Genomic DNA, 12,058 nt, shown 5'->3' on the forward strand with positions numbered 1-12,058 from the left:
TATTCTTTAGGAGGTATGTAAATGGAAAACAATGAAAAGTGGTTTGCAAAGTACACTGATTCAATGTCTAATAATGTGGATATTCCTCATATTTCTCTACCTGAAATGCTTCAAAATACCATTAATAAATACGGAAATCATGAGGCAATTTCTTTCTATGGTAAGAAATTTACGTATCATGAGGTTGCAAATATGGTTTTTGCGTTTACATCAGCACTTCAACAGTCAGGCGTGCAAAAAGGTGATAGAGTTGCGATTATGCTGCCCAACTGTCCACAGTATGTTGTCTCCTATTACGGTGCCTTAAATGCTGGTGGGATTGTGACTCAGCTCAATCCTATGCTTGTTGAAAGAGAGCTAGAGTACATTTTAAATGATGCTGGTGCTGAAACAATTGTTGTTTTTGATAGTATTTACCCGAGAGTAAAGTCTATTCAGTCAAAAACACAGTTGAAAAATATCATTACTGTTAGTCTTCAACCTTCTGGAAAAATTCAGGAAGAGGATGACACATTTGAGAGCTTTCTAGCTAAACAGAACGGTCAGGTTTTACCAGTTGATATTGAGCCGGAACACGATATCGCGGTTTTACAATATACGGGAGGAACGACTGGACGTTCAAAAGGGCTATGCTGACTCATAGAAATGTTGTGGCAAATGCTGTGCAATCTTATGAATTTTTTAAAGAAGAAATTATTATGGGACAAGAAAAATGTTTGACTGTCATTCCATTATTTCATGTTTTCGGAATGTCTAGCTGCATGAATCTTACCATCTTGTGTGGAAACTGCTTAATCATGCTCCCGAGATTTGATTTAGAGGAAGTGCTACAAACAATTAAGAAGGAACAGCCTACAGTATTTCCAGGCGTACCAACGATGTATGTAGCAATTACTAACCATCCAAAAGCTGAGGAATATGGAATTGATTCAATTAAAACGTGCAACAGTGGAAGTGCTCCAATGCCGGTTGAGTTGTTGAATGAATTTGAAAGAAAAACTGGTGCCAAAATTTTAGAAGGCTATGGGCTTTCCGAGGCTTCACCCACTACCCATTGTAACCCGCCATTTGCAGAAAGAAAGGCTGGTACTGTTGGGTTAGGGTTGCCTAACACTGCATATAAAATAGTGGATGTAGCAACAGGTAAACAGGAAGTACCAATTGGAGAGCTGGGAGAACTGATTATTAGTGGGCCACAGGTGATGAAAGGCTACTGGAATATGCCTGAGGAAACAGCTGTTACACTTAGAGATGGCTGGTTGTTTACAGGTGATATTGCAAGAATGGATGAAGAAGGCTATGTTTCAATTGTGGATCGAAAAAAAGACCTAATTATTGCGAGCGGTTACAATGTCTATCCGAGAGATATTGAAGAAGTTCTCTATGAACATCCTAGCGTTCAAGAAGCAGTTGTCATTGGTATACCTGATGAGTATCGAGGGGAAACGGTAAAAGCATTTATTGTCTTAAAATCAGGGAAAACAGCAACAGAAGAGGAAATGATTGAATACAGCCGTAAACATTTGGCTACTTATAAAGTTCCGAGGTTTATTGAATTTCGGAAGGAATTACCTAAAACAAATGTCGGAAAGATTTTAAGACGTGCTTTGAGGGAAGAAGTATTAAAACAATAAAGAATTCAATCTATTTTACTGATAACTGAAAGGAAAAAATACTTGAATTTAACCATAGTTAAAACTGATGATAGCTCTAAACAAAGACGTCTTAGCCTATGGTATAATCTGAAAAAAGTAGAATAGATTGAGAGGATATGAAAAATGAAAGAGAAAATAAGAGAGCAAAGTATTCAACTATTTGCAACAAAAGGGTTTAAAGAAACATCCATCCAAGATATTGTAGATGCTCTCAATGTCACTAAAGGAACTTTTTATTATTACTTCACTTCTAAGGAACAGCTGTTAATGGATATACATTTACAGTATATTGATGATTTGTTAGAAAAACAGGAAAACATCATTAAAAACGAATCCATGAATTGTAAGGATAAGTTGTATAACATCGTTTATATGCTCATTCATGATATTGAAAAAGAAGGATTAAGTGCAAAGGTGTTCTTTCGTGAAATGCGTAACCTTAATGAAGATCATCTTACATTAATAGTCCCGAAAAGAGATCAATTTCGAATCAATATCCAAAAATTATTAGATGAAGGTATTGAACAAAACGAAATTCGCTCTGATTTACCGACAGATATTGTAACACTTAGTATATTAGGAATGACTAACTGGAGCTATTTTTGGTTTGATCCTCAAGGTAGGGCATCAGATAAGGACGTTTCAGAGGTGTTTATTAAAGTGTTATTGGAAGGATTGGCTGTATAGTTGCCTGATGATGCAAGATTAACTTGCATCATCAGAAAAAAATTTACAAAAAACATACCGACTGGTTAGTAAGTAAAGGGAGGATTTATTCATGTTGAAAAATCAAGTTAGATCAATTTGTGTAGTTGGGGCAGGACAAATGGGTCATCAAATTGCCATGTTAAGTGCATTAGCTGGATTTGAAACAGTTATTCAAGATGTAAATGTAGATGCTCTTCAAAAAGCAGAATCAACTCTACATACAATAATGGACAAATGGGTAGCAAAAGGGAAAATCAGTATTGAAACCAAGGAGCAGGCTTTCCAAAGATTAATATTTTCAACTGATTTACTGGATTCTGTGCAAGATGCAGATTTTATTATAGAAGCAATTGTTGAAAAATTAGATGCAAAGCAAGAATTGTTCCGTAAGCTTGATGAATATGCAAAGCCAGAAGCAATCCTAGCTTCAAATAGTTCAACAATTGTAAATTCACTCTTAGCTGATGTAACGAATCGTCCTGATAAGGTTGTGAATATGCATTTCTTTTTTCCACCCCTTGTGATGGATTGTGTAGAGGTTGTGAAAAGTGAAGAAACATCTGAGCTTACAGCTCATATGACGATGTTTGTTTGTGAAAAAATGAATCGAACGGCCGTTCTTTTACAAAAGGAGATTTCAGGATTTATTGCAAATCGAATTTTAGGGGCATTACAGCGTGAAGCCGTTTATCTGTATGAAAACGGTTATGCAGATTTTAAAGATATTGATCTTATTTGTAAAAAGGCTCTAAGTCATCCAATAGGACCATTTGAATTAATGGATTTGTCGGGAATCGATGTTGGTTACTTTGTTATGCAACAAAGATTTTCAGAAACTGGTGATCCGGCGGATAGACCTGCTGCATGTATTGAGGAAAAAGTAAAGCAAGGCCATTTAGGAAGAAAAACCGGTAAGGGTTGGTATGAGTATAAGAAAGAAGAGGTCAGAGGCTAATGAAGCATGAAACATTAGTAAAAGTTCGTTTTTGTGAAACTGATGCCTTAGGACATGTAAACAACACCAGCTTTTTTATTTATTTGGAGGAAGCACGGGTTTTATTTTTTGAAAGCATCGGTTATTCGATGAAAATGGATGGCTGGGAATTTATTCTTGCTTCTACAAAATGTGATTTCATTGGGCAAGCTTTTTTTAATCAAAAACTAAAGATCGAAACAGAGGTTAGCAAAATTGGCAATAAAAGCTTTCATTTAGCTCACTCCATTATTGATGATGTAACAGGTGAATTGGTTGCTAGAGGTGAGGCAATCATTGTTTATTTTAATTTTGAAATGCAAAAAAGTATGCCAATTCCGAATGAGTTAAAAGAAGCATTACAAAGTCATCATACCCTTATTTAAATTAGTAACGATCTAGTTTTATATCCTATTAAAAGGAGTGAAAATCATGAGTGATATAATTCCAGTCAGAAGTGGAGAGGAGCTTAATGATAAAACAGTTAAAGAATTTTTAATACATCATTTTCCGCAGCTTTCTGAAGAAGATCCCCTAATCATTAATCAATTTGGAACAGGTGCTTCAAATTTAACGTATGAGCTTAAGCTAGGAAACTGGGAAGGAGTGTTAAGAAGGCCACCACTTGGTCCTGTTGCACCTAAAGCTCATGATATGAAACGAGAATTTAAAATTTTGAGTGCCCTTCACCCTATGTTTCCACCTGCACCGAAACCGTATCTGTTTTCAGAAGACGAAGAGGTGGTCGGAAGTCCATTTCTTATTATGGAAAGAAGGCATGGAATATTGTTAAATACTGATTTTCCTCCCGATACTCCGTCTTCACATGAGCTTGGAGAAAAGTTAAGCGAAATGATGATTGATACTCTTGTTCAGCTTCACCAAGTTAATTATAAAGGAACAGTTTTAGAAGAACTGAGTAACCCTGATGGCTTTTTGGAACGTCAGGTTTATGGTTGGATAAAGCGATATCACAGTGCAAAAACAGATGATATTAAAATAATAGATGAATTAACAAATTGGCTAGTAAAAAATATTCCTTCTTCACAAGAAGCCACGATCATACATTATGACTTTAAATTCAACAATGCATTATTCTCTCATGATTTTAGTCAACTAACTGGATTGTTTGATTGGGAAATGACAACTGTTGGTGATCCATTAGCAGATGTTGGTGCAGCGTTAAGCTATTGGTGTCAGAACGATGATCCGGACCTATTGAAATATGGACTTGGTAAGCCACCAATAACAGTTAAAGAAGGATTTTATACTAGAAATCAATTTATCGAACGATATGCTGCAAAAAGTGGCCGTGATTTGTCACAAATCCATTACTATATGACATTTGCTTATTTTAAGCTAGCGGTCATTTGTCAGCAGATTTATTATCGTTATCATAATGGGCAAACAAATGATAAACGGTTTAAAGACTTTCATCTATATGTGAAAACACTTATTGAGCATGCTGTATCTGTAAGTCGAGAAAAGGCAAGGTGAACTCAGGTATGGGCGTTAGGAGATCTCCTTCAAGAAAGGGGTGTAAAGGGTGACAAAGGTACATGTGATCATGAAAAAAGAAGAAATTATTGAGGAGAAAATGGAGGGGAATATTGCAATTGTTATCGATGTCTTACTGGCAACCTCAACAATCACCTGTGCACTTGTGGATGGGGCGAAAGCGGTTATTCCTGTTCATAATGCAGAAGAAGCTCGTGTAGCCTCAAATCTTATCAGAGCAGAAAATCACATACTAGTTGGAGAATATGAGGGGAAAACAATTGAGGGTTTTTATGATCCAATGCCAACCATTTTAAAAGACAGCATTCAAGGCAAGCATATGATCTTATCTACAACAAATGGAACAGTAGCAATTAATAAATCAAAAAAAGCAAATAAAATTTATATTTGTTCTCTATTAAATGGAAAAGCAGTTGCAAATACAATTACTCATTTTCATAAAGATGATTCTATTATTATTGTGTGTTCTGGATCTTCAGATCAGTTTTGTTTAGAAGATTTTTATGGAGCGGGGCATCTTATCTATCATTTACAAGAAAAGATGCATTTACAGCTAACAGATTCGGCTAAGGCAGCTCGACTTTTTTATGAAAGCAATAAATCTGTTGCTGAAACGATTCTTCTTTCATCAAGGGTAGGAGAAATGCTTGAAAAATATGGATTCATTGATGAAGTGAAAGTTGTTAGCCAAAAAGATTGCTTTGAAATTGTTCCATTTTTTGACGGAGAAAAAATTATAGCAGGGGGAGAGTGTGTATGACTTTACTAGCTAATAAAGGCGGTAGCTTTTTATATGACTATGATTTACCTTTAAATCTATTTACTCCTGAAGATGTAACAGATGAACAAAAAATGATTGAAAAAACGGCAAAACAGTTTGTAGAAAAAGATGTAACACCTGTTAGAGAGAGAATTGAAAATCAAGATTTTGATAAAGTAGTAGAGTTGTTAAAAAAAGCCGGTGAGCTTGGACTCCTTGCACACAGTGTACCGGAGCAGTATGGTGGGCTAGGTCTTGACAAGGTTAGTAAAGGTATTGTTGGAGAAGTTGTCGGAAGGTCTGGTGGATATGGTGTTGCCCATTCAAATCATACATGTATCGCTACTCTTCCGATCACTTATTTTGGTACAAAGCAACAAAAAGAACGTTACTTACCTAAATTGGCTTCAGGAGAATATCTTGGTGCATATTGCTTAACGGAGCCGAATGCGGGTTCAGATGCTCTGGCGTCACAAACAACTGCAAAACTAAATGACCAAGGAACTCATTATCTGTTAAACGGTACAAAACTTTATATTACAAATGCAATATTTTCAGATACATTCATTGTATATGCGAAAGTAGATGGTGATAAATTTTCGGCCTTTATTGTTGAAAAGAACTATCCTGGAATTTCTTTAGGACCTGAGGAACAAAAGATGGGTATTAAAGGTTCCTCTACAAGAGCTGTTATTTTAGAGGATTGTCTAGTTCCTAAAGAAAATCTATTAGGAGAAATCGGGAAAGGTCATGTTATAGCTCTAAATGTTCTAAATTTAGGGCGGTTTAACTTAGGGTCTGCGTGTGTAGGGGGTGCAAAGTATGCATTAGAACTTGCACTTTCTTATACAAAACAGCGGATTCAATTTGGTAAATCAATTGCAGATTTCCCTGCCACAAAGGAAAAAATAGCCCTGATGTCAGCACGTATATTCGCCGCTGAGTCTATTCAATATCGAACTGCAGGGTTGCTCGAAGAAATTCTAGGTAACATAACAGAAGATGAAGATATCACAGCTATCGGAAAGAAATTAATGGAATACGCTACAGAATGTGCCATCTGTAAAGTATATGGATCTGAAACACTTGATTCAGTCAGTGATGAGGCTCTTCAATTACACGGTGGGGCAGGCTTTATTAAGGAATATACGATCGAGCAAGTTTATCGAGATTCACGTATTAATCGAATTTTCGAAGGAACAAATGAGATTAATCGCTTGTTATTACCGACCCATTTATTTAGAAAAGCTTTAAAAGGAGAAATTCCTCTAGAAGAGATGATTCAAACAGCGATTCAAAATTTGGCCGTGAACCCAAGTCAAGATAATGGGGAGTTTTCTCAGGAAAAGGCGGCAATAAGCGCAATGAGAAACGTTTTTTTAGCTTGTATTGGAGCTGTTTATGAGCAATTCGGCGAAAAACTTTTTGATGAACAAGAAACACTAATGAAATTATCAAATATAGCAATAGAGCTTTATGCAGCTGAATCGACTCTTGCTAGGTCAATAAAGCGGGATGATCGATTAAAAAGGTTACTAGCAAGAACAGTCTTGGAACAGTCACTGCTTTCTGTTGAAGTCATGTCAAGACAACTTGTGAATGGCGTGGTAAACGGTAAAAAAAGAAGCTTATTTATACAAATGATAACGAGTCACCTTCAATCAGTTGACGTTACGTCAACGGTAGAAGAAAAGCGTGAAATTGCACGGGCTCAATTTGAAGCTGAACGATTTGTAACGAAATGAGGTGCTGTTAATGAGGTTTTTAAATAAACTTGCTGTTATTACCGGAGCTGGGAGTGGAATTGGAGAAGCAACAGCGATACGCTTAGCTAAGGAAGGAGCAACAGTTGTTTTAGTAGGAAGAACAAAAGAAAAGCTTGAAAAAGTTGCTAGAATTATTAATGAATCTAAAGCTTGTGAAAAAGCTATTCCATACCCGGCCGATGTGACTTCTGAGGATAGTATAAAGAAACTTGCTATTTTTTTAGAAAGCGAATATCCATCACTTGATATTGTTGTAAACAACGCTGGAGGCTCATCAAAATCTACCATTCTTGAAACTACGGAAGAGCAGTGGGACACAGTACAGGCTGTTAATTTGAAAAGTATCTTTTTAGTTTCGAAACATCTCGGGAAACTAATGAAAGAACAAAACTTAACAGATTACCGTTCAATCGTAAATGTTGCTTCATTATCGGGGTATAAGGCTGGTGCTCAAATTCCACATTATAGCTCGGCAAAAGCTGGGGTTATTAATTTTTCAAGAGCCTTAGCATTAGAGCTTGCTCCTTATAAAATTCGTGTTAATTCTGTTTCACCTGGATTTGTTGAAACACCGTTAACTGAGAAGGGGTTGGAAAATGAGGCTTTTGTAAAAGCGATTAAACGTAGTACTGCGCTTGAACGCGTTGGGCAACCTGATGAAGTAGCAAATGTAATTGCTTTTGTTGCATCTAATGAGGCTTCATATATGACAGGATCAGATGTGTTGGTTGATGGAGGCTGGCTTATTAAATAACGGTATGCCAATTCAAAGGTTTTTACTAGTTTATTAAAAAGGAGTCAATCAAATGAGTGATTTATTGATAGAAAGAGAAGGGGCAGTGTTAACTCTTTGTCTTAATAGACCTGAAAATTTGAATGCTTTTAGTGCAGAAATGATTAGAATGTTAACAAAAACATTTCAAGACGCTCAACTTGATGAGGAAGTACGTGTGATTGTATTGAAGGGATCGGGGCGATCTTTCTCTGCCGGTGGAGATGTAAAAACAATGGGAACATCAACTGGTTCAGAGGTTTATGAACATATTGGTCAATTAAATGAATGCATTAAAGCAATGACAGAACTTGAAAAACCAATTATTGCGGCTGTACATGGTTTTGCAGCAGGAGCAGCTTTTAATTTGGCATTAGCTTGTGACATGATTTATGCATCAGAAGAAAGTAAATTTGTCATGAGCTTTTCACAAGTAGGATTGATATCTGATGGTGGTGGATTACACTTTCTTCCAAAAATAATTGGACCTTATCGGGCAAAAGAGCTCTTCTTTTCAGCAAAACCAATAACTGCTCAGCAGGCTTACCAATACGGGATTGTTAACGAGCTTATTCCGTTAGATGAATTATCAAGCCGTGTGGCTGCAATTGCTAATGAACTTTCACAAGGTGCTGTAAGAGCATACGGACTCATGAAAAAAATTATTCATTCTGCAGGTTCATTAGAAAATGTGTTGGAGATAGAAAGAATTACTCAAACGTATATGATTCAAACGGAAGATCATAAAGAAGGTGTTAAAGCATTTAAAGAAAAACGGAAACCACAATTCAAAGGGAAGTAGGAGGATATTAAGATGAAAGCTATTCAATTTGAACAATATGGCGGACCTGAGGTATTAAAATATATAGATTTAGATTATCCAAAACCAAGAGATTTTGAGGTTGTTATAAAAATTGAAGCAATAGGTGTAAACTATGCAGACACAGCAAGAAGAGAGGGACAGTATGTAGTCGATACACCTCTTCCTTATGTACCAGGCTCAGAAGTCGCAGGTACAGTGGTCGAGGTGGGCAAGGATGTTAAAGGAATTTCGGTTGGTAGCCGAGTTGTTACATTACTAAGCTCACGAAAAGCTACGGGTTATGCTGAATACACAGTTGCGGATGGAAGAGCACTTATTCCAGTGCCGGACAATGTGGAGTTTAGTACAGCTGTAGCCTTACCGTTACAAGGGCTGAGTGCTTATCATATATTAAAAACAATGGGAAGACTAGAGAAAGGAGAGACGGTATTAATTCATGCAGCAGCAGGTGGGGTTGGAACATTAGCTGTACAACTTGCTAAATTGTTTGGAGCTGGGAAAGTTATTGCTACGGCAAGTACAGATGAAAAACTGGCATTAGCAAAAGAACTTGGAGCTGATGTTCTAATCAATTATACAAAAGAGGGATGGGAAAAAGAGGTATTAACCGCAACAAATGGAGTTGGAGCGGATGTTGCATTAGAGATGGCAGGTGGAGATGTTTTCCGAAAAACACTGGATTGTTTAGCACCTTTTGGTCGGTTAGTTATTTATGGGGTTGCCAGTGGAGAACAAGCTAGATTATATCCTTCATCTTTAATGGCAGAAAATAAATCGGTCATTGGCTTCTTTTTACCGGGAATTATGAAAAAACAAGAGTTGTATAGTAGTAGCTTAACAGAACTATTAACATATGTTAACGATGGAACACTCTTACTTAAAATAGGTGGAGTTTTCCCTTTAGAAAAAGCAGCAGATGTACATCGTCTACTTCAAAGTAGGAAAACTCAGGGGAAGTTGGTATTAGTTCCATAATCTAAAGGATATTTTTTGCTACAAAACGTGGTAAACTTCAGCAGTATGCATTTAATTTTTATCTACAAAAAAGTCGGAAATTCCGGCTTTTTTAACTTTATTAGTCATAATTCACACCCTATATCATATATTAATTTTGTCGAGGTTATTTTTCATATATTGACAAACTTTTATTACTATGTACACTTATTTTAAAGGTATAAACATTTATATATGTAAATTCAATAGGAATATGTTCGTTATATAAAACTAATGTACTAGTATAGAGGTCATGAAAAAGGGGAAGGGAAGCAATGAATAGTGAAATAACAAATCAAGAGGAAGCTATACAAACACTGGAACTTTATGCTGTTGTATCCTCAAATGGGAGATTTCAATACATTTCTTCTAATTCTTTTGAATTAATAGGCTACACAAGTACGGATCTAATTGGACGATATATAAAAGATTTTATTCATAATGAAGATTTATTTTTAATAGAGAGTTATTTTTATAACGAACATCATTTATATCCATGTTCCATACGATTTTTGATGCAAAATGGTAGATATATTTGGCTAGAATCAAATGCTGATTTTATCCGAAGTAACATCCAAAAAGAAGGACATGATATTATTCTCAAGATGAAAGCATTAACACCTCATTCGATTAATGATACGGCTACCGTTGAAGATCAATCGAATGATGTAATAAATGAACATGATGAATGGGCTATATTACAGGATTTACCTACACCAGTCTTTATTTCTAGGAAAGGTAAGTTACTCTTTGTAAACAAGGCATTCCAAGAGTTGTTAGGTGCTAGATCTTCGGATCAATTAATAGGTAAGCATACGTTTGATTTTATCGATGAATCTTTTCATTCGGTTATTAAAAATAGAGAGTCGCGGTTACATAAAGGAGAAAGAGTAGGTATTATTGAGGAAACATGGCGCAGGATTGATGGGCGTGAAATAAATGTAGAGATTATGGCATCTTTAACAAATGTTGATGGGGGACAAGCAGAAATTGTCATATTAAATGATATCTCATCCCGAAGGAATTTCCAAAAAATTCTTCAAAAGAGTAGGGAACGGTATCAGCGTTTAATTGATAATTCGATTGATACAATTGCAGTTATTCATAAGGATCAATTTGTTTTCATGAACGAGTCTGGTATTAAGCTTTTTGATGCGGAGTGCTACCCTGACTTGTTAGGGCGGAATATATATGATTACCTACATCCTAATGACCATCAAACAATGAAAAATACATTGAAAAACATACAAGATGGGGTTGCTGATGTTCAAGTAACAAACCAATCTTGGTTAATTTCCAATGAAAAAAAGGTTTTTACAGAAATGGTTTGTATTCCAACTACATATTTTGGTGAGCAAGCTGTTCAAGTTATCCTTCGTGATATTTCGTATAGGAAAAAAACAGAGGAGCTCATGTTGCGTTCTGAAAAACTATCTATAGCAGGCCAATTAGCTGCTGGAATTGCCCATGAAATACGAAATCCATTGACTGCGATTAAGGGATTTTTACAAATTATGCATCCCGATTTAGAACATCACCGTCAATATTTGAATATTATCTTTTCTGAGCTGAATCGAATTGAGATGATATTAAGTGAACTTCTTGTTCTTGCAAAACCACAGGAAACAAAATTTAAAAAAACGAATTTAATTACCTTATTAAACGATGTAGCGATGCTACTTGAAACACAAGGTAATATGAAAAATGTTGCTATTGTTCAAAATCATGACAATCAATCTTTATCAATTAATTGTGATGAAAATCAATTAAAGCAATTGTTTATAAATTTATATAAAAATGCTATTGATGCGATGCCTAAAGGCGGAAAAGTATCTGTATTAACAAAAAAATCAAATCATAATGTTCAAATTATTGTTAAAGATGATGGAGAGGGAATTCCTCCAAGCGTTTTAAAAAGAATAGGTGAGCCGTTTCTTACAACAAAAGAAAAAGGAAACGGATTAGGTTTAATGATAAGTTATAAAATCGTTGAAAATCATAATGGAAGTATGTCGGTCGATAGTCAACAAGGAATAGGGAGTACTTTCACCATTACATTACCTTTTATAGAATAAGCAAAAAAGAACCAA

10 protein-coding genes and 1 pseudogene are annotated in these 12,058 nt (G+C 35.7%); all 11 read left to right on the forward strand.

Annotation, left to right across the window (positions count from 1 at the left end; all coding sequences use genetic code 11):
* Positions 1–21: 21 nt before the first annotated feature.
* The 11 genes and pseudogenes from MVE64_RS22125 to MVE64_RS22175 all read left to right on the forward strand — a co-directional run bounded on the left by MVE64_RS22125 (position 22) and on the right by MVE64_RS22175 (position 12,043).
* Positions 22–1,634, forward strand: a pseudogene (locus MVE64_RS22125) (long-chain-fatty-acid--CoA ligase).
* A 144-nt stretch (positions 1,635–1,778) separates the two neighbouring features.
* Positions 1,779–2,342 (forward strand): TetR/AcrR family transcriptional regulator, encoded by a 564-nt coding sequence (locus tag MVE64_RS22130; RefSeq protein ID WP_098797981.1) that lies wholly within the window; start codon positions 1,779–1,781, stop codon positions 2,340–2,342.
* A gap of 91 nt (positions 2,343–2,433) precedes the next feature.
* Positions 2,434–3,318, forward strand: coding sequence for a 3-hydroxyacyl-CoA dehydrogenase family protein (locus tag MVE64_RS22135; protein WP_231309399.1), 885 nt, complete (start codon positions 2,434–2,436; stop codon positions 3,316–3,318).
* Complete coding sequence (locus tag MVE64_RS22140) at positions 3,318–3,722, forward strand: acyl-CoA thioesterase (RefSeq protein WP_231309400.1); 405 nt, start codon at positions 3,318–3,320, stop codon at positions 3,720–3,722. Before MVE64_RS22135 ends, MVE64_RS22140 begins: the two co-directional genes overlap by 1 nt.
* Positions 3,723–3,768: 46 nt before the next feature.
* Positions 3,769–4,833, forward strand: coding sequence for a phosphotransferase family protein (locus MVE64_RS22145; protein WP_247341344.1), 1,065 nt, complete (start codon positions 3,769–3,771; stop codon positions 4,831–4,833).
* Positions 4,834–4,882: 49 nt separating this feature from the next.
* Positions 4,883–5,614, forward strand: coding sequence for a 2-phosphosulfolactate phosphatase (locus tag MVE64_RS22150; protein WP_231309402.1), 732 nt, complete (start codon positions 4,883–4,885; stop codon positions 5,612–5,614).
* Entirely contained in the window at positions 5,611–7,359 is a 1,749-nt protein-coding gene (locus tag MVE64_RS22155) for an acyl-CoA dehydrogenase family protein (RefSeq protein ID WP_231309403.1), read from the forward strand. The genes MVE64_RS22150 and MVE64_RS22155 overlap by 4 nt, the downstream gene beginning before the upstream one ends.
* A gap of 10 nt (positions 7,360–7,369) precedes the next feature.
* Positions 7,370–8,134 (forward strand): SDR family NAD(P)-dependent oxidoreductase, encoded by a 765-nt coding sequence (locus tag MVE64_RS22160; RefSeq protein ID WP_231309404.1) that lies wholly within the window; start codon positions 7,370–7,372, stop codon positions 8,132–8,134.
* Between the two features lie 52 nt (positions 8,135–8,186).
* Entirely contained in the window at positions 8,187–8,954 is a 768-nt protein-coding gene (locus tag MVE64_RS22165; RefSeq protein ID WP_231309405.1) for an enoyl-CoA hydratase/isomerase family protein, read from the forward strand.
* Positions 8,955–8,966: 12 nt separating this feature from the next.
* Positions 8,967–9,950 carry a quinone oxidoreductase family protein gene (locus tag MVE64_RS22170; protein WP_231309406.1) on the forward strand — a complete coding sequence of 328 codons (984 nt, stop codon included), beginning with the start codon at positions 8,967–8,969 and terminating at the stop codon, positions 9,948–9,950.
* Positions 9,951–10,243: 293 nt separating this feature from the next.
* Positions 10,244–12,043 (forward strand): PAS domain S-box protein, encoded by a 1,800-nt coding sequence (locus MVE64_RS22175; protein WP_247341346.1) that lies wholly within the window; start codon positions 10,244–10,246, stop codon positions 12,041–12,043.
* Positions 12,044–12,058 lie beyond the last annotated feature (15 nt).

The sequence above is a fragment of the Metabacillus endolithicus genome, assembly GCF_023078335.1.
GTDB lineage: Bacteria > Bacillota > Bacilli > Bacillales > Bacillaceae > Metabacillus > Metabacillus endolithicus.

Coding starts and splice junctions, on each gene's coding strand:
- MVE64_RS22145 (WP_247341344.1), top strand. CDS start 3,769: ATGAGTGATATAATTCCAGTCAGAAGTGGAGAGGAGCTTAATGATAAA.
- MVE64_RS22175 (WP_247341346.1), top strand. CDS start 10,244: ATGAATAGTGAAATAACAAATCAAGAGGAAGCTATACAAACACTGGAA.
- MVE64_RS22130 (WP_098797981.1), top strand. CDS start 1,779: ATGAAAGAGAAAATAAGAGAGCAAAGTATTCAACTATTTGCAACAAAA.
- MVE64_RS22140 (WP_231309400.1), top strand. CDS start 3,318: ATGAAGCATGAAACATTAGTAAAAGTTCGTTTTTGTGAAACTGATGCC.
- MVE64_RS22170 (WP_231309406.1), top strand. CDS start 8,967: ATGAAAGCTATTCAATTTGAACAATATGGCGGACCTGAGGTATTAAAA.
- MVE64_RS22135 (WP_231309399.1), top strand. CDS start 2,434: ATGTTGAAAAATCAAGTTAGATCAATTTGTGTAGTTGGGGCAGGACAA.
- MVE64_RS22160 (WP_231309404.1), top strand. CDS start 7,370: ATGAGGTTTTTAAATAAACTTGCTGTTATTACCGGAGCTGGGAGTGGA.
- MVE64_RS22165 (WP_231309405.1), top strand. CDS start 8,187: ATGAGTGATTTATTGATAGAAAGAGAAGGGGCAGTGTTAACTCTTTGT.
- MVE64_RS22155 (WP_231309403.1), top strand. CDS start 5,611: ATGACTTTACTAGCTAATAAAGGCGGTAGCTTTTTATATGACTATGAT.